The organism is Sphaerisporangium krabiense (assembly GCF_014200435.1).
Lineage (GTDB): Bacteria > Actinomycetota > Actinomycetes > Streptosporangiales > Streptosporangiaceae > Sphaerisporangium > Sphaerisporangium krabiense.
Genome location: NZ_JACHBR010000002.1, coordinates 26,720 through 47,500, shown reverse-complemented (window position 1 = coordinate 47,500; position 20,781 = coordinate 26,720). Strand labels below are relative to the sequence as shown.

16 protein-coding genes and 1 tRNA gene (1 of these 17 running past the window's edge) are annotated in these 20,781 nt (G+C 72.6%); 10 read left to right on the top strand and 7 right to left on the bottom strand.

The features are described from left to right. Together BJ981_RS28310 and BJ981_RS28305 are read left to right on the top strand one after the other, a co-directional pair. A protein-coding gene (locus BJ981_RS28310) for an AI-2E family transporter (protein WP_239139191.1) crosses the window boundary here: on the top strand, positions 1–284 show its end. It extends 754 nt beyond the left edge of the window; the window shows 284 of its 1,038 coding nt (coding positions 755–1,038); its start codon lies off the left edge, out of view; its stop codon occupies positions 282–284. A gap of 21 nt (positions 285–305) precedes the next feature. After that, on the top strand, positions 306–977 hold the full coding sequence (locus tag BJ981_RS28305; RefSeq protein ID WP_184616496.1) for a helix-turn-helix transcriptional regulator: 672 nt from the start codon (positions 306–308) through the stop codon (positions 975–977). A gap of 31 nt (positions 978–1,008) precedes the next feature. On the opposite strand, the gene BJ981_RS28300 is transcribed toward BJ981_RS28305, so the two are convergent. The 4 genes from BJ981_RS28300 to BJ981_RS28285 form a co-directional block, all read right to left on the bottom strand. Then, a complete protein-coding gene (locus BJ981_RS28300; RefSeq protein WP_184616495.1) occupies positions 1,009–2,253 on the bottom strand; it encodes a glycosyltransferase family protein in 1,245 nt (414 codons plus the stop codon). A gap of 133 nt (positions 2,254–2,386) precedes the next feature. After that, on the bottom strand, positions 2,387–4,495 hold the full coding sequence (locus BJ981_RS28295; RefSeq protein ID WP_239139190.1) for a glycoside hydrolase family 18 protein: 2,109 nt from the start codon (positions 4,493–4,495) through the stop codon (positions 2,387–2,389). Positions 4,496–4,509: 14 nt separating this feature from the next. Next, positions 4,510–5,865 carry a cellulose binding domain-containing protein gene (locus tag BJ981_RS28290; protein WP_184616494.1) on the bottom strand — a complete coding sequence of 452 codons (1,356 nt, stop codon included), beginning with the start codon at positions 5,863–5,865 and terminating at the stop codon, positions 4,510–4,512. 283 nt (positions 5,866–6,148) lie between these two features. Continuing rightward, a complete protein-coding gene (locus BJ981_RS28285; RefSeq protein WP_204070206.1) occupies positions 6,149–7,486 on the bottom strand; it encodes a cellulose binding domain-containing protein in 1,338 nt (445 codons plus the stop codon). Between the two features lie 481 nt (positions 7,487–7,967). Here BJ981_RS28285 and BJ981_RS28280 point away from each other — a divergent pair, with 481 nt between their 5' ends. Together BJ981_RS28280 and leuE are read left to right on the top strand one after the other, a co-directional pair. After that, entirely contained in the window at positions 7,968–9,179 is a 1,212-nt protein-coding gene (locus BJ981_RS28280) for a serine hydrolase domain-containing protein (RefSeq protein ID WP_184616492.1), read from the top strand. A gap of 104 nt (positions 9,180–9,283) precedes the next feature. Beyond that, positions 9,284–9,934, top strand: coding sequence for a leucine efflux protein LeuE (leuE, locus tag BJ981_RS28275; RefSeq protein ID WP_184617618.1), 651 nt, complete (start codon positions 9,284–9,286; stop codon positions 9,932–9,934). Positions 9,935–9,958: 24 nt separating this feature from the next. Here leuE and BJ981_RS28270 read toward each other — a convergent pair whose 3' ends face one another. Continuing rightward, on the bottom strand, positions 9,959–10,273 hold the full coding sequence (locus BJ981_RS28270; protein ID WP_184616491.1) for a luciferase domain-containing protein: 315 nt from the start codon (positions 10,271–10,273) through the stop codon (positions 9,959–9,961). Between the two features lie 320 nt (positions 10,274–10,593). On the opposite strand from BJ981_RS28270, the gene BJ981_RS28265 reads away from it, so the two are divergent. The 3 genes from BJ981_RS28265 (at position 10,594) to BJ981_RS28255 (ending at position 14,799) form a co-directional block, all read left to right on the top strand. Further along, positions 10,594–11,247 (top strand): VC0807 family protein, encoded by a 654-nt coding sequence (locus tag BJ981_RS28265; protein WP_184616490.1) that lies wholly within the window; start codon positions 10,594–10,596, stop codon positions 11,245–11,247. A gap of 110 nt (positions 11,248–11,357) precedes the next feature. Then, complete coding sequence (locus tag BJ981_RS28260; RefSeq protein WP_184616489.1) at positions 11,358–12,008, top strand: DedA family protein; 651 nt, start codon at positions 11,358–11,360, stop codon at positions 12,006–12,008. Between the two features lie 145 nt (positions 12,009–12,153). Beyond that, entirely contained in the window at positions 12,154–14,799 is a 2,646-nt protein-coding gene (locus BJ981_RS28255) for a PEP/pyruvate-binding domain-containing protein (protein WP_184616488.1), read from the top strand. A 25-nt stretch (positions 14,800–14,824) separates the two neighbouring features. On the opposite strand, the gene BJ981_RS28250 is transcribed toward BJ981_RS28255, so the two are convergent. Beyond that, complete coding sequence (locus tag BJ981_RS28250; RefSeq protein ID WP_184616487.1) at positions 14,825–15,733, bottom strand: LLM class F420-dependent oxidoreductase; 909 nt, start codon at positions 15,731–15,733, stop codon at positions 14,825–14,827. A gap of 160 nt (positions 15,734–15,893) precedes the next feature. Here BJ981_RS28250 and BJ981_RS28245 point away from each other — a divergent pair, with 160 nt between their 5' ends. The 3 genes from BJ981_RS28245 (at position 15,894) to BJ981_RS28235 (ending at position 19,806) form a co-directional block, all read left to right on the top strand. Continuing rightward, on the top strand, positions 15,894–17,999 hold the full coding sequence (locus BJ981_RS28245) for a hypothetical protein (RefSeq protein WP_184616486.1): 2,106 nt from the start codon (positions 15,894–15,896) through the stop codon (positions 17,997–17,999). Between the two features lie 96 nt (positions 18,000–18,095). Beyond that, positions 18,096–18,172, top strand: a tRNA-Met gene (locus BJ981_RS28240). A 134-nt stretch (positions 18,173–18,306) separates the two neighbouring features. Continuing rightward, the gene (locus BJ981_RS28235; RefSeq protein ID WP_184616485.1) at positions 18,307–19,806 is read left to right on the top strand and encodes an FAD-dependent monooxygenase; all 1,500 of its coding nucleotides are present in this window, start codon (positions 18,307–18,309) and stop codon (positions 19,804–19,806) included. Positions 19,807–19,840: 34 nt separating this feature from the next. On the opposite strand, the gene BJ981_RS28230 is transcribed toward BJ981_RS28235, so the two are convergent. Continuing rightward, entirely contained in the window at positions 19,841–20,773 is a 933-nt protein-coding gene (locus BJ981_RS28230; RefSeq protein ID WP_184616484.1) for a ribonuclease Z, read from the bottom strand. Between the last annotated feature and the right edge of the window lie 8 nt (positions 20,774–20,781).

Sequence of the window (20,781 nt, the reverse complement as noted above, 5' to 3'; positions counted from 1 at the left end):
TGCTCACCGGCGGGTTCCGTGGCCTCGTGCTGGTCGTCGTCGCCTACATCCTGATCAACGTCGTGGTGCAGTCGTTCATCCAGCCGAAGTTCCTCGGCGACGCGGTGGGGCTGACGACGACGGCCACGTTCCTGTCGCTGATCATCTGGGCGTGGGTGCTGGGGGCGCTCGGGGCGTTGCTGGCGATCCCGCTGACGTTGCTGGTGCGCGCGGTGCTCATCGACAGCGATCCGGCGGCGAAGTGGACGGGCGCGCTGGTGTCCGGCGAGATCCCGCGGAAGTGAGCCACCTCTTAGGCTGGGCGCATGTACGTGGAGTCCCCGCCGCATGCCGCGCTGGCGGAGCGGGTGGCGTGCCTGTGGACACAGGAGGCCGATGCTCCGCTGGTGCAGCGGGTGGTGCCGGACGGGTGCGTGGATCTGATCTGGGCTCCGGACGGCCCGCATGTCGCGGGGCCGGACACGGGGCCGTACCTGGCCGAGCTCGCCCCGGGTGAGCGGTTCACGGGCCTGCGGTTCAAGCCGGGCGGTGTGGGCGGGCTCTTCGGGGTTCCGGTCGCGTGGTTGTGCGACCGGCGGGTTCCGGTGGCCGACCTGCCGGGTGTCGAGGTGCGCGGTCCTGAGGACCTGCAGCGGGCGGTGGCGACACTGTCGCGCGGGACGCCCGATCCGGACGCGGGGGCCGGAGCGATCGCGGGCGCGCTGCGCCGGGGAAGGGCCGTGGCGGACGTGGCCTGGGATCTCGGCCTCAGCGAGCGGCAGTTGAACCGGCGCTGCGTGCGCGCGTTCGGGTACGGGCCGAAGACGCTGCAGCGGGTGGTGCGCTTCCAGCGGGCGCTGAGGCTCGCGCGGTCGGGCGCGCGGCTGGCCGACGTGGCCGCGGCGAGCGGCTATGCCGACCAGGCGCACATGGCGAGGGACGTGCGGCGCCTGGCCGGGGTGCCGATGGGACGGCTGCTGGAGCCGCGGGCCGCGTAGCCGTGGAGGGGCCGGGCTGACGCGTAAGGGGTCAGCGGGAGACTCCCACCGGGGAGACCGGCACGGCGCTGGACACGTGGGCCATCTCGGTGGCGCGGCGCCGGCCCCACGGCATGGCGGCGACCAGGATGGGGAGCAGCACCACGGAGCTGATGGCCCATGGCGAGTGGAGGGTCCACCACCGGTCGTTGTTGAACTGCGTGAGGTACAGGTATCCGACCGCCGCCCAGGTGGAGGTGCCGATGATGGCGGGCCAGGCGAAGCGGGTGGGCCGGGCCACGAGGAACGGCATGAACCACATGAGGTACTGCGCGCCGAGGCGCGGGGTGACGACCATGAAGGCCAGCAGCAGCGCGGTGGTCAGGTCGACGGGGTCGGCGCGGCGCCAGAGGTACAGGACGACGAGCAGCGTGCCGTAGATCATCCACTGGCCGTAGCGGGCGAGGTCGGCGTCGAGGGTCCAGTCGCCGCCCACCGCGACGGCCGTCCAGCCCCATTCGCCGATGATCGGGCGGACGTCGCCGATGGTCTTGATCACCTGAGGGAGCTGGGCCAGCGAGGTGCCCGCGCCGATGGGGAGCGTGACGAGGAAGAAGATGGGGGCGACGCCCGTGGCGAAGAAGCCGTACACGCGGGCGCGCAGGTCGGGCAGGAAGAGCAGCATGCCGGGGACGAGCCAGATCGGCCAGCTCTTGGCGCAGAGGGCGAGGCCCATGAGAAGTCCGGCGATGATCGCGTTACGGACGGGCCTGGACGTTCTGGCGTTGCGGGCGACGACGAAGGCGGCGACGCCGAAGACCAGGGAGACCGGCTCCACCTGGCCGTGCACGGAGGCGACCAGCACGGCCAGGGGGTTGCAGGCGTACTGGAAGGCGCGCAGGCCGGTGTCCTTCCCGCCGGCGAGCTTGCCGACCAGCGGGATGAGGATGATGTCGGCGATGACGGTGACGAGGCGGCCGGCGATCTCCCAGGGGATGTTCATCCACAGGAGTAATCCGTACATGTACGGAATCGTGGGCAGGAAGTGCCAGCCGCCGTTGCTCTCCAGCACAGGATCCCGGTGGGCGAGGATGGCCTCGCCCGCCGGTTTGAAGCTGTTCACGAAGTCGACCGGTTGCCAGGTGTCGACCGCCGACAGCGCCATGATGAGGACGCGGACGCCGATCCCGACCGCCAGAGCGACGGCCAGGGACGGCTTCCAGCCCTTCCATTGCGCGACGATCGCCAGCACGACACCTGAGACGAGGACGAACCCCGTGAGGATTGCGTAGTCCATGACGCCCACTAGCCTGCCGGAAGGCAGACCAAACCGACCACTCGGGTACGAAAATTGCCACCATCTATCCAGGGATGCTCACACAAAGAAGTGTTTGGACTCCAATGGGTGGCGATCGAGTGGCCGGTGTGCGTCATGGCAGGGCGTTCAGGTAGCGACGGTGGTTGGTGGAGAACTCGAATGAGTTGTACTTGTCCCAGTTGATGGACCAGGTCATCAGGCCCCGCAGCCCCGGGTAGACGCCGCGCGGCTTGTAGCTGCCGCAGTTGGTGCCCTTCGCCAGGCAGTCGAACGCCTTCTGGACCTCGGCCACCGAGGTGAAGCCGTTGCCGGCGTACGTGGCGGCGGGCAGGCCGATGGCGACCTGGTCCGGGCGCAGCGCGGGGAACATGTTCGCGGTGTTGCCCGCGACCGGGAAGCCCGCGAGCAGCATGTCGGTCATGGCGATGTGGAAGTCCGAGGTGCCCATGGTGTGGTACTGGTTGTCCAGTCCGGTGATCGGACCCGAATTGTAGTCCTGCACGTGGAGCAGCGTCAGGTCGTTGCGCATCGCGTAGATGACCGGCAGGTAGGCGCCGGCCCTGCGGTCGGCTCCGGTGGTCCCGCCGCCGTAGAACTGGTAGCCGAGCTGGACGAAGAACGTCTCGGGCGCCATGGTGAGCGTGAACTTGGAGCCGTACTTGGCCTTCAGCGACTTCAGCGCCGAGATCAGGTTGACGATGACCGGCGAGGTCGGGTTCTTGAAGTCGTTGTCCCCGGCGTCCAGCACCAGCGAGTGGCCCTCGAAGTCGATGTCGAGGCCGTCGAGTCCGTACTTGTCGATGATCGCGCTGACGGAGCTGACGAACTTGTCGCGCGCGGCGGTCGAGGTGAGCTGCACCTGGCCGTTCTGGCCGCCGATCGAGATGAGCACCTTCTTGCCCTTGGCCTGCTTGGCGCGGATGCCGGCGATGAAGTCGGCCTCGCTCTCGACGTTCGGGCACTCGGCGACCGGGCACTGGCTGAACCGGATGTCGCCGGAGGTGACGGAGGTGGGCTCACCGAAGGCGAGCTGGATGATGTCCCAGCTGTCGGGGACGTCGCTCATCTTCATGTAGCCGGAGCCGTTGGCGAACGAGGCGTGCAGGTAGCCGACGAGCAGCCGCTTGCCCGGGGGCGGCATGTCCGACGGGGTGGCCGACACCTCGGCCGACTTGCCGGACTCGCCGATCGCGTTGACGGCGCTCACCGCGAAGCGGTAGGTCCTGCCGGTGGTCAGGCCCGTGGCCGTGTACGCGGTGCCGGTGGGCGAGGCGACCTTCACCCCGTCCTGGTAGACGTTGTAGGAGGTGGCGTTCTGGGACGCCGACCACGACAGCAAGACGCTGGTGGTCGTGGTGGCGCCCACGGTCAGGCCCGAGGGCGTGGCGGGCGGCACCGGGTCGGTGGTCGGGGTCGCGGTCACCTCGGCGCTCTTGGCGGACTCGCCGGCGGCGTTGGACGCGCTGACCGCGAAGCGGTAGGCGGTGTCGGGGGTGAGGCCCGTGGCGACGAACGTGGTCCCGGCGGGCGTGCCGACCCGGGTTCCGTTCTGGTAGACGCTGTAGGAGGTGGCGCCCTGGGAGGCGTTCCAGCTCAGCGCGATGCTGGTGGCCGTCTTGGCGGTGATGGCGAGCCCCGTGGGGGTGGCCGGCGGGGTGGTCGGGTTGCCGCCGGGGTCGGGCCCGTCGAGGACGATGTCGTCGGCGTTGTAGGCGCCGGTCCCGTACCAGCCGTTGACGTAGACCGTCACCGAGTTCGTGGCGGATCCGGTGGTGAAGGACGTGGTGAGCTGGGCCCAGTTGGCGCCGGGCGAGCCCCACGTGCTGACGTCGGTGGTGCCGGTGCCGAGCGCGCCGAGGAAGACGTAGCCTCCCCTGACCCATCCGGACAGGCTGTAGGTCGAGGACGGCTTCACCTTGACCACCTGCGAGCACCGGGCGAAGTCGGCGCCGGCGGGGGTGGCCTCGAGCGCGCCGGTGCCTCCGTGGACCGGAGTCGTTACCGTCCGCGCGCCGGACGCGCAGGTCCAGCCGTTGAGGCCGCTCTCGAAGCCGGGGTTGGGCAGGATGTTGGCGGCCATGGCCGCGGTGGCGGGCACCACCGCGAGGCCGATGGCGATGCCCGCCGCCGCCACGGCCGCCGTGAGGCGGGACCGGCGGCGGGTGGACGGCGAGCCGCCGGAGGGTGGAGCGGCGGCCTCGGCGCGAAAGAGGCCCGGCAAGCGTGACAGGAAGGTCATCCGTTGTACCCCGCGAAGATCTTGGAGAATTCGTACGGCGATTGGGGGATGTTGGTGCACGAGTACAGCGCCCCGGTACAGGCGTTGCGGTCGCGCGTCATCTCCCAGAAGGACAGCTCGCCCAGGTTCTTGGTCTTGGCGAACGCCACGAGCTGCCGGGCGTCGGCCTGGTCGTAGATCCGGCGGTCGTCGTTCTGGCCGAGCATCGGCGTGACGCCGACCATCCGCCAGACCTGGGCATCCGACTTGCCGGGGTAGAGGGACTTGAGTTGGTTGAAGGTGCTTTGTGCTGCTTGAACGGCGGCGTCCCCGTAGTCGATGGACCGGTAGTAGTCCATGGCCATGACGTTGACGACGTCGACGTCGACCCCGGCGTCGCGCGCGGACCTCACCACGCTCAGCCCGTCGGCGGTGAGACCCTCAGGGAGCACGGGCAGGGTGAGCGAGACCTTGAGGCCCGGGTGCGCCCGCTGCAGGCGCAGGAGCGCCCGCGACCTGCGGTCGACCGAGACGGGGTCGGCGGTGGCCGTGCCCTCGATGTCCAGGTCGATGTACTTCAGGTCATAGGCCTTGACGACCGCGTCGTACTCGGTGAACAGCGCGTTGTCGTCGGTGCACGCCTGGGCGAGCTCGACGCCGCTCGCGCCGCCGAAGGAGATCTTCACATCGCCTCCGGCGGCCCTGACGGCGTCGATCTCGTCCTTGGCCCAGGCCTGGCGCGGGTCGTAGGCGTTGAACCACATCGCCTTGCAGGCCGAGGCCGTGATGAAGGCCAGGGTGAAGTTCTTCAGCCCCGACGCCGACCTCATCGCGGTGATGCTGGGCGTGGGCCATGCCCCCATGTCGATGTAGGGAGCGTGGGCCAGCGTTCCCTGGCCGCCGCCCGGAGGGGTGGAGGACGGCGTGGGAGTGGGAGTGACGGTCGGCGTGGGGGTGGGGGTGGCGGTGGGGGTCGGCCCGCCGGCGCAGCCGGCGCCGTTCAGCGTGCAGCCGGTCGGGTCGCCGGTGCCGGTGGCCACCCAGCCGAAGGTGGCCGAGGCCCCGGGCGCCAGCGTGCCGTTGTACTCGCGGTTCTTGAACGTGTAGCGCGAGCCGTCGCGGGTCATCAGCGCGTCCCAGAACGCTCCCGCCGTGGTCCCGGACGGCAGGTCGAAGACGACCGTCCAGCCGTTGAGCGTGGTGGGGCCGGTGTTGGTGATCGTGAACTGGCCGTTGTAGCCGCCGGACCAGCTGGTCGTCCTGGCGAAGACGGCGGTGTCGGCGTAGGCCGGTCCGGGGACGGCGATCGCGGCGGCGACGGCGAGTGCCGCGGCGGCCGTGGCGGCGAGCCGGAGCGCGAGGCGCGGTCTCATGGTGACCTCCGGGGGGTGTGGGGCGAGGTCAAAGCCCCGCACCCCGGGGCGGGCCGGGGCGCGGGGTGTCTGGGGGTGGTGGTGTACGGCCCGCACACCCCGTGGGGGGTCGGGCGTGCGCGGGCCGTACGGCCTATGCCGCGGCCGGGAGGCGGTCCCGGCTTTGGTCCGCCCGAGCCGGCTCGGTCTTTCACAAGCCGGCCCGGGCCGTTTCCACGCGCCGTTGTTGCGAGGTGGGGGGTGAGCCGGTACGGCCGGCGCGTGCCGTACCGGCGGTCCTTGGTCAGCCGGCGAAGCCCTTGAAGAGGTTGGTGAACTCGTAGGGCGACTGGCTGATGCCGCTGCAGGTCGGCGAGACCTGCCCGTTGGGGCAGCCTCCGTTGTCCCGGCCCACCGACCAGAAGCCGATGCGGCCGACGTGGTTGGACTGGGCGTAGGAGAGCAGCTTGCGGGCGTCCGCCTGGGTGGTGGTCTGCCCGGTGTCGTTCTTGCCGATCATCGGGGTGAGGCCGAGCATTCTCTTGAGCTGGGCGTCGGTCTTGGAGGGCCAGATCGCCCGCATCTGCCCGAGCGTCGCGCCGGCGGCCGAGACCATCGCGTCGCCCCAGTTGCCCGAGTAGCCGAAGTCCATCAGCATCGGGTTGACCAGGACGTTCAGTCCCTTGGCCGCCGCGTCGCCGAGGATCTGCACCGAGAACGGGTCCAGGCCGTAGTCCTGTCCCTGGATGCGCAGCGTGTAGCTGATCACCGTGCCGCGTTCGTCCTGGAGCTGCTTGAGCGCCGCGTTGACCTTGCCGGTGTCGATGGAGGCCTCGACGTCCACGTCCAGGTAGTTGGTGCCGACGGTGTCGAGCACCTTCTTGTAGGCCGCGAGGAGCTGCGCGGTGGTGCCGCAGGTGTGCTCCAGGTACGGCCCGACGGCGCCGCCGGTGGCGACGATGACCTGGCCGCCCTTGGCCTGGAGGGCGCGGACGTCGTTGATGATGCGCGTGTCGCCGAGCGGGATCGTGCCGCCCCATGCGGGGTTGCACCCACTGCTGTCGCCCAGCGCGAACGCCAGGGTGAAGTTCTTCACGCCGGTGGCGTTGGACGCGGCGACCAGCGAGGGCGTCGTCATCGTGATGTCGATGTAGGGCGCGACGAGGACGGTGCCGGTGGGCGGGGGCGTGGTGGTCGGCGAGGGGCTCGGCGAGGTGGGGGGCGTGGGAGTGGGCGAGGGGTCGGGGCCGGTGCCTCCGCAGGCGGCGCCGTTGACCTTGCAGTTGAGGGGCGCGCCGGTACCGATGCCGACGAAGCCGAAGGTCGCGCTCGCCCCGGGCGGCAGGGAGCCGTTGTACTCGCGGTTCTTGACGCTGTAGTGGCCGTTCGACTGGGTGAGCAGGCCGTCCCAGTAGGCGCCGACCGTGGTGCCGGACGGCAGGTCGAACTCGACGGTCCAGCCGCTGATGGCGGCGGACGTGCCGTTGGTGACCGTGTACTTCCCTTCGAAGCTCCCGCTCGTGGTGGCGACCTTGGCGAACGTGGCCGTCACGGAGGCGGCCTGCGCGCTGAACGGCGCGAAGACCGCGACGAGCAGGCTCACCACGGCGGTGAGTATTAACAAGGGGAAGGTGCGTCGCATGATCGCTCCCATGGCGGGTAGAGCGGGGCGCACGCGTCCGTTGTCGGGACGCGAGAGGGCGGTGGCGAGCACGGCGGCTTACGCCATCGTGTATGCGCAGCTCAACAGTGGGATTCGGGGGGTGGAGGGCGGGGCACTGACGCCTCCGTTGGTCGCTTCTTTTAGGAAAGTTTCCTAAGAGTTGTCGCGATCGTAGCCCCGGGAAAGCGCCGCCACAAGACCCAAACACCACGGTTTGCACGATGGCAGACCGGGTCTGACAAGCCTGACCGGCTGGTCTAGCCGCTCGCCTGGAGAGATACGGTCCTTTACGAACCCTGACCGAAGATCCCGTCCGGGGCGGTGGCCGCTTCCTCTCACCCCCCGGTCACCCCCGGCCGTCCGGACGGCCTTCCACGCCCCGGCGTACAGACCGTCAAATGGGCCGTGAGACACGACGGATCGATGGACGCGGCGGATCACGAGTGGTTCAGTCGCTTACATGGCGATTCACGGCACCTGTGACCCTCGGTATGCCGAGGTCCACGAGGAATTCGAGCGGAATTTCGAGGAACGCGGAGAGATAGGAGCCTCCGTGTGCGTCACCATAGACGGCGACACCGTGGTCGACCTGTGGGGCGGCACCGCCGATCCCACGACCGGCACGGAATGGAAACAGGACACGATCGGCCACGTGTGGTCGTGCACGAAGGGCGCCACGGCGCTGTGCGCCCACGTCCTCGCCTCACGGGGCGAGCTGGACGTCAACGCGCCCGTCGTCAAGTACTGGCCGGAGTTCGGCGCCAAGGGCAAGGAGGGCGTGCTCGTCCGGCACCTGCTGACGCATACGGCCGGCTTACCCGCGCTGCGCGCGCCGCTGCCCGAGGGCGCGTTATACGACGCCGCCGCCATGGCCGAGCGTCTGGCCGGAGAGGAGCCGTTCTGGGAACCGGGCACCCGGCAGGGGTACCACGCGCTGACGTTCGGCTTCCTGGTCGGCGAGGTGGTCCGCCGCGTCAGCGGGCGCGGGCTCGGCACGTTCTTCCGCGACGAGATCGCGGGACCGCTCGGCCTGGACTTCTGGATCGGGCTTCCCGAGGAGTTCGAACGGCGCGTCGCCCCGACCGTCCCGGCTCCCCCGCCCGCGCCCGGCGCGTCCCTGCCGACCTTCTACCAGCGGGCGTTCACCGACCCCGCCTCGCTCCAGGCGCTGGTGATCGGCAACACCGGCGGCTACGTGCTCACGCCGGGAGAGTCGGACTCGCGGGCCGCGCACGCCGCCGAGATCGGGGCGGTCGGCGGGATCACCAACGGCCGGGGGCTGGCGGGCATGTACCGGCCGCTGGCCGTGGGCGGCGGGCTGGTGTCCCCTGACCAGCTCGCGATGATGGGCTCGGTCGCGGCGGCCACCCAGGTGGACGCGGCGCTGCTCGTGCCGACGCGCTGGACGCTGGGCTTCATGAAGGGCAGCGACAACCGGCACCTGCCCGGTCCCGACGGCGAGGGGGTGCTGCTGTCGGAGGACGCGTTCGGGCACTCCGGCATGGGCGGCTCGCTCGGCTTCGCCGACCCGGTGCCGCGCCTGTCGTTCGGCTACTCGATGAACCTGCAGGGCTCGGGGCTCGGGGTGAACGAGCGGGGGCAGTCCCTGGTGAACGCGGTGTACCGCACGCTCGGATACCAGCAGGCGCACGGGGGCCTCTGGTATTTGTGAGGCGGCCGGGGGCCGACGGGGAGGAGGACGCGGCCTGCGCCGAGGGAGCGGGATGCGTCCGTGTATAACGTGATACATCCCTCGTGACTACGGAGCTAGGCCGCATGTTCTTCGGCATCACCAATATCTGGACCTACGTGATCGGGGCTTTCCTGATCATCCTTCTCCCCGGCCCCAATTCCCTCTATGTGCTCACCACCGGCGCCCAGCGCGGCGTCCGCGCCGGATATCGCGCGGCCGCCGGGGTCTTCGCCGGCGACACCGTCCTGATGGTCCTCTCGGCGGCGGGCGTCGCCTCGCTGCTGCAGTCGACGCCGCCGCTGTTCAACGCCGTCAAGTACGCCGGCGCGGGGTACCTCGCCTGGATCGGCCTCGGGATGATCCGCTCGGCGCTCGGGAACCGGCGCGGCGGCGCCGAGCGGGTGCGGGAGGTCGCGCCGGTGGCCGACCTCGCCGACCCGTTCAGGAAGGCCCTCACGATCAGCCTGCTGAACCCGAAGGCCATCCTGTTCTTCATCTCGTTCTTCGTGCAGTTCGTGGATCCGCACTACGGGGCGCCCGTGGTGTCGTTCCTGATCCTGGGCGCGATATGTCAGCTGTTCAGCATGCTGTATCTCTCCACGCTGATTTTCGGCGGCGTGTATCTCGCGAACCAGTTCCGGCGGCGCAGGAGGCTGTCGGCGGGGCTGACCTCGGGGGTGGGCGTACTCTTCGTCGGATTCGGGGCCAAGCTCGCCACGACGAGCCTGGGCTGAGCGCCCGGCGGGCCGGCCACCGCCTCAGCGGTGGCCGGGCTCGCGTTCCTCGTTGGCCTTCAAGGCCACGCTGACCAGCGAAAGGAACATCTGGGCGTCCGTGCGGTCCTCGATCTCTACCCGGATCCATCCGGCGTTGTGCCCCTCGGTGACGCGGTGCGACCCGGCGAGGACCTTGGCCCATCGGTCGATGACGGGGGTGGTCAGAAGGAGCTCCGCGGTGTGATCGCCCGACATGCGGATGATCTCGCGGCCTCCCGCGTGGAATCTGATGGATTTGCGTGTACGGCTGACGACCAGGTCGGGCCATCGGGTCAACTCGACGGCGACATCGGCCACGCACGCAGCCGACCGAACATGCGTGCGTGAGAGCACTGCCATGTCTTCAATGCTCGCGGCCCGAACCTCGTCCGGAAACCCCCCGTTCCCGAACCGTTATCCAAAGTTCAACCACCTCGCGGCCCTTCGACATAAGCCCGCGTGGCCCCGATGATCCATTTCACTGATCTTTTTCGTCTTATGACCGAAATAGGTGGCATTAGGCATGGTCAGCCGCCAATGACAGCGATTCACCATTAACTGCCAGTTTTGCCAATCGACTCCCGGGGTAGGCGCCGAAGCTTTAGCGTCGGTTGTCAGCCGCCATCCGTGGGAGCACCATGAGCCACCCGACCTTCACCCTTCCCAGGATCACCGCGCTGCTCAGGCAGGCCGTGCCCAAACTGCTGGAGGGGGTCGTCGCCCCCCTCGCCGTCTTCTACACCGCTCTGGCCGTGCTCGGCTTCGACGGCGCGCTGATCGCGGCCGTGGCCTGGGTGTACGCCGGCGTGCTCTGGCGGGTGGTCCGCAGGCGTCCCGTGCCCGCCACCATGCTGCTCGCGGCGATCGCCATCACGGCGCGGGCGGCGGTGGGCTGGTGGACGGGGAGCCCCGTGGTGTACCTGGTGCAACCCGAGCTCGGCACGATCTGCATCAGCATGGCGTTCCTGGCCTCCGTGCGGCTCAACAGGCCGCTGGTCCAGAAGCTCACGCTCGACTACATCCACCTGCCCTCGGCCGTGCTGCGCCACGAGCGCATGCGGCGGTTCTTCGCGCGCATCACGCTGCTGTGGGCGTTCGTGCTGCTGACCAACTCCGCGGTCAGCATCTGGCTGCTCCTGCACCAGTCCGTCGGCACCTACCTGCTGGTGCGCACCGGAGTGGTCGCGGCGATCAGCGGCGTGGCCATCGCCGTCTCGGTCTACGCCTTCCGCCGCGTCCTCGGCCGTCTGCACGCCGACATGCCGCACCCGCGCGCGATCACCGCAGGCTAGGCGCCCGCTCCCCTACCGGCGCACCAGGGACCGACCCCGACGAAAGTCAGGGATCTCACGAGACTTCTGGAGGACGCGGGCGGACGGGTGGCCTTCCTAGCGTAGGGATCATGTCCCACGCGCTGCTCGACCTGCTGAACGACGTCATGACCTCGCCCTGGGTCTACCTGGCCCTGTTCGCGCTCGCCGCGATCGACGGGTTCTTCCCCGCGGTGCCGAGCGAGACGGCCGTGATCACCGCGGGGGTGTTCGCCGCCACCGGACGGCCCAACCTGGCGCTGGTGATCCTCGTGTCGGCCCTCGGCGCCTTCGCGGGCGACCACGTCTCCTATCTCATCGGACGGTCCTCGATCGGGCGGCTGCGGCGCGGCAGGCGGGCCGGCGCGGCGTTCGCGTGGGCGTCCAAGGCCCTGGCCGAGCGCGGCGGCATGGTGCTGGTGATCGCCCGCTACATCCCGGGCGGGCGCACGGCCGTGACGCTGACGATGGGGGCCGTGCGGCACCCGCTGCGCTCCTTCTCCTTCTTCGACGGGCTGGCCGCGGGCTCCTGGGCGGTGTACTCGGCGCTGATCGGCTACTTCGGGGGCATGGCGTTCGAGAACGACCCGGTGAAGGGGCTGCTGCTCGGCTTCGGCGTCGCGATGGCGATCGCCGTGACCACCGAGGTCGTCCGCCACCTGCGCCGCCGCCGCTCGGCCCCCCTCCGCGAGGACGGTCCGCGCGAGGCCCTCGCCGAGGCGGGGGCGCCCCGTCAGGGGTAGTCCACAGAGCCGTCAACGGGATCGTCACCTCGCGGTGATTCATCGGCGTGGATTTCAACAAGCGATGAGTTTATGGTGGAGTCACACATCGCGAAGCCGGGGAGCCCACGAGGCCCCCCGGCGCACGCCGCAGGGAGACGGCCTCATGCTCAAGTCCCAGGACGACCGGCGCGGCACCGAGTCCACCGCCGAGCCGCTGATCATGAAATTTCAGGACATCACGGCGGAGATGCTGCCGCTGGTCGGCGGCAAGGCGGCCAACCTCGGCGTCCTGACCCGTGCCGGGTTCCCGGTGCCGCCCGGCGTCTGCGTGACGACCCGCGCCTACCGCCGCGTGACCGCGACCGCAGGCCTGGAGGAGGTGCTCGGCGCCCTCGCCGGCGCCGCTCCCGACGACTCCGCCGCGCTCGCCGGCCTGGCCGCGCGGGCCCGCGCCCTCGTGCTCGCCGCGCCCGTCCCCGAGGACGTCGCGGCGGCCGTACGCGAGGGGGCGGCCGCCGCGGGAGGCCCGGTGGCCGTGCGGTCCTCCGCCACCGCCGAGGACCTGCCGGACGCGAGCTTCGCCGGGCAGCAGGACACCTACCTCAACGTGACCGGCCCAGAGGCGGTCCTGGAGGCCGTGCGGCGGTGCTGGGCCTCGCTGTGGACCGACCGCGCCGTCGCCTACCGCGCGGCGAACGGCGTCGACCACCGTGCCGTCCATCTGGCCGTCGTCGTCCAGCGCATGGTCGAGGCGGAGGTCGCCGGGGTGATGTTCACCGCGAACCCCGTGACCGGCCGCCGCCGCGAGACGGTGATCGACGCCGCGCCCGGCCTCGGCGAGGCCGTGGTCTCCGGGGCCGTGACCCCCGACCGGTTCGTGGTCGGCCCCGGCGGGAAGATCACCGAACGCCGTCCCGGCGACAAGCCGGTGGCCGTGCGCCCCCTGCCCGGCGGCGGCACCACGCAGGTCCCTGGCGCGCGGGACGACACCGTCTGCCTGGAGGACGCCCAGGTCCTGGCGCTGGCGGAGCTCGGCGCCCGGGTCGAGGCGCACTACGGCGCGCCGCAGGACACCGAGTGGGCGATCGACGGCTCGGGAAGGCCGTGGCTCACCCAGGCCCGGCCCATCACCACCCTCTACCCGCCGCCCCCGCCCACCGCCGACGACCCCCGGGTGTACTTCTGCGGCAGCCTGGCCCAGGGCCTGCAGCGGCCGATCACCCCCATGGGCCTGTCGGCGTTCCAGGCGATGATCCCCTCGGCCGCCGGGCTGTACGGGCTGGACCCGGCGTCCGTCCGCCGGCCGGCGACCCCGGGCATGCGGCTGTTCGTGGACGTGACCGCGGCCCTGCGCCACCCACTCGGCCGCGCGGTGCTCCCGCGGATGCTGGACGTCATGGAGGCCCGCTCGGCGGTGGTGCTGCGCGGCGTGGCCGCCGACCCGCGCTTCGGCGTCGTGCGGCGCTCTCCCCTGCCGGCCGTGCTGCGGCTCGTCCGGCTCGCCCTCGCCCACCGCGTCCCCGGGCGCGTGGCGCAGGCCCTGGCACGTCCGGAGGCCGCCGCCCGGCACATCGCCGCGGCCGGTGAGAGGCTGCGCCGCCGGCTGGCCCTGCCCGGCGGGGCGACCGCCGCGCAGCGCCTGGACCACGTGGAGCGCTGCCTGCGCTCCGGCATCGTCCCGGTGATCCCGTCCATCGTGCCGGGGCCGGTGGCCGGGTTCCTGATGCTGGGGCTCGCCGCGCGCCTGCTGCGCGGCAGGACGAGGCCCGGCGAGCTGCAGACCGTGCTGCGCGGGCTGCCGAACAACGTCACGACCGAGATGGACCTGGAGCTGTGGCGCGCCGCGCGCAGGATCCGCGCCGACGAGGCGTCGGTCCGCGCGCTCGCCGGCGCGATCCCGCCGCCGGAGCCGCTGCCGCCCGTGCTGCGCGAGGAACTCGGCGCGTTCCTGGCCCGGTACGGCCACCGGGCCGTCGCCGAGATCGACCTCGGGCTGCCGCGCTGGTCGGAGGACCCCGCCCACGTGCTCGGCGTGCTCGCCAACTACCTGCGGCTCGACGATCCCGCGCTGGCGCCCGACACGCAGTTCGCCCGGGGCGCCCGGGAGGCCGAGGCGATGGCGGCCCGCCTCGCCCGCAGGGCCGGGCCGGTGCGGGGGGCGGTCGTCCGCTTCGCCCTGGGACGGGCGCGGGCGCTGGCGGGGTACCGCGAGATGCCGAAGTACAACCTGATCGTCGCCTTCGCCGGGCTGCGCGCGCACCTGGCGGCGGTGGGCCGCGAACTGGCCGCCGCGGGGACGATCGGCGCGCCGGACGACGTGTTCATGCTGGGCCTCGACGAGGCGCGGGCGGCGCTCGCGGGGGCGGATCAGCGGGAGCTCGTGGCGCGGCGGCGCGCGGAGTACGAGCGCGAGCTGCGGCGCAGGCACGTGCCGCGGGTGCTCCTGTCCGACGGGACCGAGCCCGAGGCCGTCGGGACCGCGCCGCCCGCCGAGGGCGCGCTGACCGGCACGCCCGCCTCGCCGGGCGCGGTCACCGGCGTGGCGCGGGTCGTGCTGGACCCGGTGGGGGCGCGCCTGGCGCCCGGCGAGATCCTGGTCGCGCCGTCGACCGACCCCGGGTGGACGCCGCTGTTCCTGACGGCGGGCGGCCTCGTCATGGAGATGGGCGGGGCGAACTCCCACGGCGCGGTGGTGGCCCGCGAGTACGGCATCCCCGCCGTCGTCGGCGTGCCCGGCGCGACCGCGCGCATCTCCACCGGCGACACGATCACCGTGGACGGCACCGGCGGCGCCGTCACCCTCGCCTGACCGGCGCGACCGCCGCCCGAGGACGCTAGGCGACGAGGGAGGCCAGCAGCTCGCGGGTGCGCACGGCGTCCTCGCCCTTGCCGATCGGCGCGGCGGCGAAGTCGGTGACCCCGCTGTCGGCCAGCGCCTGGATCCGGGCGCGGACCTGCTCCTCGTCGCCGACGATCGCCACGTCGCCGGGACCGGCCGCGCCCTCGTGGTCGAGCATGGCGCGGTAGGACGGGAGCTCCCCGTAGAAGGACAGGTCCTGGTCGGCGCGTGCCCGCACACCCGCCTCGTCCCCGGTGACCGCGACCGGCAGCGCGCACACCACGCGGGGGGACGGCCGGCCCGCCGCGCGGGCGGCCTCGGTGATCGCCGGGACGATGTGGCCGGCGACGGTCTTGGGGCCGGTCATCCACAGGATGGTGCCGTCGGCGACCTCTCCGGCCAGGCGCAGCATGCGGGGCCCGAGCGCGGCGAGCAGCACGGGCACGGCGCCGGCCCGGGGCGTGGTCAGCTCCATGTGCGCCGTGAGCGTCTCGCCGTCCACGTCGGCGCGCTCGCCGCGCAGCAGGGGCAGCAGCACGTCAAGGTACTCGCGCATGTGGCGGGCGGGCCGGCCGAAGTCGTAGCCGTACATGTCCTCCATGACGACCCGGTGGCTCAGGCCGACGCCGAGCACGAGGCGGCCGTCCAGCGCGAGGTCGGTGGTGAGGGCCTGCTGGGCGAGGGTGATGGGGTGGCGCGGGTAGGTCGGCACGACCCCCGTGCCGAGCTCGATGCCGGGGACGCGGCGTCCGGCGACGGCGAGGGCGGTCAGGGCGTCGAGCCCGAAGACGTTGGAGAGCCAGACCGTCGCGAACCCGTCCGCCGCCGCGGCGGTGACGCGTCGTTCCAGTTCGGCGATCGCGTCCGGGCCCGAAGGCTCGCCGAGCAGCAATCCGATGCGCATGAACCCCACCGTCCGAGTCGAATCCCCTGCGTGGCACGGCCATCGTAACCCCGCCGCGGCGGCCGGGACGGCAACGGCGGGCGGGCCGGGGCGACGCGCGGACCGGCGTTTCGCGCCGCGTCGGCCACCGCACACGGAGATACCGCCCATAATTGCGCCCATGGTCCGTTCTCGCGCGAGCGAACGGGAGCGGAACGAAAGCTCCGCCTCCTTCACCTGGCTCGCCGCCGCGCTCGGGCTGCGCCCCGGCCGGGGACCGGTCGCCGAGGCGTGGGCCGACACGCGTGACACGATGCGCGAACCGCGCAACCAGTCCGTCGCCTACCCGACGGACTGGACGTCCGACCCCTGGCTGGCGCGGGGCGCCCGCATCACGGGGGCCGGGATGATCACGCCGTGCTGGGCGCCGCCGGACGGCATCGACGAGTGGACGGCGCCGGACGTCACCGGCGTCGTGGCCGCCTTCGCCTCGGCGGCGCAGAGGACGCGTCCGCAGGCGCCGGCGCGGGAGGTCCCCGGGAACGTTCCCGGCGGCGCGGAGTCGGCGTTCCTGCGCGGGCAGGCCGAGCCCGGCGGCCGGGACGCGGCGGGCCGGGCGCGGGCGCAGCACGTCCGCGCCTGGCTGGGCTGCGCGGTCGGGCCGCTGATCCGCGACGTCCTGCTGAGCGCCGACCCCGACCCGGGCGCGGTGGCCGCGGCCACCGCCGCCCGGCTGGAGACCCCGCGCAGGATCAAGCTGCCGGCGTCGTGGGCGGCGGCGAACCAGTTCTCCGAGAAGTACCTGGACCTGCTGTACAACATGCGGACCGCGCCGGACGGGCGGCTGGCGTTCCCGGACGCGGCCGGGGTGAGGATCGGCCAGGGCGAGGGCTGGCGCGAGCACTGGACGTGGCTGAGCCGCGACATCGGCCTCGGCGACCTGCGCGAGGCGCTGCGGGTGGCCGCGCGCCTCATGCGCCGCCCGGCGGTGGTGGAGGGCCTGCTGAGCACCGCGGCCTCGGAGGACCGGCGGCTCGGCATGACGGCCGTGGCGGTCGCGCGGCGCTGGCTGCTCACCCTGCGGGCGATGGCGTGGCTGGAGGACGCCGCCGGTGAGGAGTGGACCCACGTGCGGCCGCGCGACCTGGCCTGCTTCGCGTTCAACGCGCTCAAGCCCGACTGGCCGCGCCGCGTGATCGGCATCAGCCACCGGTCCAGCGACACCAAGTCCGCGTTGAGCATGACCGACCTGTGGTCGTCCGGCCGCTGCGCCATCGACGCCACCTACGTGCCGTCCTGGGAGACCAACACCGGCATGGTGTGGGGGCTGTTCGGCGCGACGGCCGCGATCGTGCGGGTGCGCTCCCCCGGCTACGAGCGGTCGGCCTGGTGCCTGCGGGAGGACGAGCTGACCCGCTACCTGGTCGAGCGCTCCGACTTCCTCGCCGAGCGCTGGGTGCTGGACCTGGACCCGCGCGACCTCGGCGCGCTCGACGCCGTCCACTCCTCCGGCGGGGACGACCCGCCGCCCCCTCCCCCCGCGGACGCGCCCGCGCGGCGTCCCGCGCCGACGCGCGTGCGCGTGTGGACGCCGGGGAGCAGGCCGGAGTGGCAGACGGCGATCCTGCGGGCCGGCGCGGCGCTGCGGGTGATCAACACGCTGCTCGCCGACGCCGACCTGACCAACCGGTTCGTCACCGAGTTCCTGCTGGGCGACGCGCACTTCCCCGGCCCCGCGCCCGGCGGGCACCCGGACGGCTGGGACGCCTACCGCGAAGTCTTCCGCGAGCTGCAGGCGCTGTCGGGGGGCGCCGAGCCCGCCGTGCGGCTGCCGTGGGGGTACGGCGCCGAACAGACCGCCCTCGACATGGCCCTGTTCCGGCGGCTGCCCGAGCCGAGACCGGGGGAGCTGCGCGACGCGCTGGTCGCCTACGAGTTCCTGCGCAGCGAGTGGCCCATGCTCGCCGGGGACCGGCGGCGGCGCTACCTCGCCGTGGACCTGCGCCACGTGCGCCGCGAGGAGTGGGCGTCCGACGAGCGCCTGTCCTTGCAGCGGGGCCTGCTGGCCGTGCGCGCGCCCGTGCCGGTGTGGATCGTCCAGCACGCCGGCCAGGACGTCGACGGCTGGCCCATCCCCGGGGACCATCCGATCTTCACCGAGCACTTCCCCGGGCAGTTCCCGTGGATGGCCGGCGACCGGCCCGACCGGACGCCGTTCGTCGCGGGCACCGGCCTGGAGTACTCCTCCGCCCTGACGGCGCTGATCGGGCGGCCGGGGGTCCGGTGAACCGGCGCCGCCGAGAGCGCGGGCCGATCGGCCGGGCCCCGGAATCGGCGAACGGGCGCGGCCACTCCCCGGCAGACGGTAGAGTAGAGAAAGCGACGCGGGGTGGAGCAGCTCGGTAGCTCGCTGGGCTCATAACCCAGAGGTCGCAGGTTCAAATCCTGCCCCCGCTACCAGGTCGAAGGCCCGGAGCCGAAAGGTTCCGGGCCTTTCGCATGCGGCTCATGAACGCCCTCTCGCGTGCGGCTCGAAAACTGGTCCGCGGGCCGCGCCGAGCCCCTTTTTCGGTCCGAAATATAATGGGTCTCTGATGCGTGCCGACGCCGACGTGCTCATCGTCGGCGGCGGGCCCACCGGGCTGATGCTGGCCGGTGACCTGGCCGCCGCCGGGATCTCCTGCGCCGTGGTCGAACGCCGGGACGCGGAGTCGGACCTGAGCCGGGCCTTCGGCGTCCACGCGCGCACCCTGGAGCTGCTCGACGCCCGCGGGGTCGCCCGCGACCTGATCGCCCGCGGCCTGCCGATCCCCCGGCTCGCGCCGTTCGGGCTCCAGTTCTTCCGCCTGCCGAGCCGGTTCCCGTACATGCTGGGCGTTCCGCAGTACGAGACCGAACGCGTGCTCGGCGCGCGTGCCCGCGATCTCGGCGCCGGGATCCTGTCCGGCACCGAGCTGATCCGCCTGAGCCAGGACCGCGACGGCGTGGACCTGACGGTGCGCGAGAGCGGCCGTGACGAGCGCACTTTGCGCGCGCGGTACGTCGTCGGCGCGGACGGCGTGCGCAGCACCGTGCGGCGCGAGCTCGGCCTGCCGTTCCCCGGCCGCGCGGTGGTGCGGTCGGTGATGCTCTGCGACGTGCGGCTCGCCGAACCGCCCCCGGACATCGTGACCGCCAGGGCCACCGCCGACGGGTTCGTCTTCGTCGTGCCGTTCGGCGACGGCTGGTACCGGGTGATCGCCTGGGACCGCGCCCGCCGGCGGGCCGATACCGCGCCGGTGGAGCTGCGGGAGGTGCGGGCGATCACGCGGCGGGTGCTGGGCACGGACTTCGGGATGCACGGCCCGCGCTGGCTCTCGCGGTTCCACAGCGACGAGCGGCAGGTGCCCCGCTACCGCGTGGGCCGGGTCTTCCTCGCCGGCGACGCCGCGCACGCGCACTCCCCGGCGGGCGGCATGGGCATGAACACCGGACTGCAGGACGCGGTCAACCTCGCCTGGAAGCTCACCGCCGCCGTGCGCGGCTGGGCGCCGGAAGGGCTGCTCGACAGCTACCACGCCGAGCGGTATCCGGTCGGACGGCGGGTGCTGCGCACCAGCGGCGTGATCCTGCGCTGCGCCCTGCTGCGCCCACGCGTCCTGCGCGCGGCACGCGACGCCGCGCTGCGGGCCGCCGCCCGCGTCGGCCCGGTCGCGCGGCGCATGGCCGGCGCCGTCTCGGGCATCGACCTCGCCTACCCGGCGCCGCCGGGAGCCCATCCCCTCGCCGGCCGGCGCGCCCCGGACATCCCGCTGGCGGGCGGCTCCCCGCGAACGCTCTACCACGCGCTCCGTCCCGGACGGTTCCTGCTCGTGACGCCGCCGGACGCCGTGGCCCCGGACGCCGTGACCGCCGGATGGGAGGATCGCGTCGACCACGCGGTCGCCGGCGGCGCGACGCGGAGGGCCGTGCTGGTGCGGCCGGACGCCTACATCGCCTGGGCCTGCGATGACGCCGGCGCGGACGGGCAGGCCGGCGCGGTCCGCGCGGCGCTGGAGCGGTGGTGCGGCCCGGCCGGGACCGTACCGGTACGCCCGGCGGTCCGATCGCGCTGAGACGCCCGCGCGGCCTCCGTCACCGGGTCGCGGCTCAGGTCTCGGCCGCGAGACGGCGCCGGGGCGGCACGGGGACGCGCGTCAAATCCTCGGCGACCACGATCTCGCCTGCGTAGTGGCGCCGGGCCTCGGCGGCGAAGGCGGAGGGGTCGGTGTAGCGCTGGGAGAAGTGGGTGAGCACCAGACGCCGCACGCCGCACTCCCCGGCCACACGACCGGCCTGCGCCGCGGTCAGGTGGCCGAACTCGTGGGCCAGGCGGGCGTCCTCCTCCAGGAACGTCGACTCGATGACCAGCAGGTCGGCGCCGTCGGCGAGGGCGTAGACGCCGTCGCAGAGCCGGGTGTCCATGACGAACGCGAACCGCTGCCCGCGCCGCGGCTCGCTGACCTCCTCGATCGTGACCGTGCGCCCGCCCACGCGCAGCCGCCCGGCCTGTTGCAGCTCGCCGACCCGGGGACCGGCGATGCCGTGCGCCGCGAGCCGCTCGGGCAGCATGCGCCGTCCGTCCGGTTCGACCAGGCGGTAGCCGTACGCCTCGACGGGGTGGTCCAGCGGCAGCGCCTCCAGGCGGCCGAAGCGGGCCCGCGCGATCACGCCGGGGCCGCGCACCGGCTGGGCGATCACGGTGGCGGTCTCGTGGTAGGCGCTGGCGTGCCGCAGCCGGGCGAAGTACTCCGCGCCGGAGGCCGGGAAGTGCGCGTACACCGGGTGGGGCACGCGGTCCAGGCTGGCGCGCTGGATCACGCCGGGCACCCCGAGGCAGTGGTCGCCGTGGAAGTGGGTGATCAGGATGCGGTTGACGTCGGTGGCGGCGACGCCCGCGAGGATCATCTGCCGCTGGGTGCCCTCGCCGGGGTCGAACAGCAGCCCGGCGCCGTCCCACCGCAGCAGGTAGCCGTTGTGGTTGCGGTGCCGGGTGGGCGTCTGGCTTGAGGTACCGAGGACGACGAGCTCGCGCGTGGACACCTGCGCCA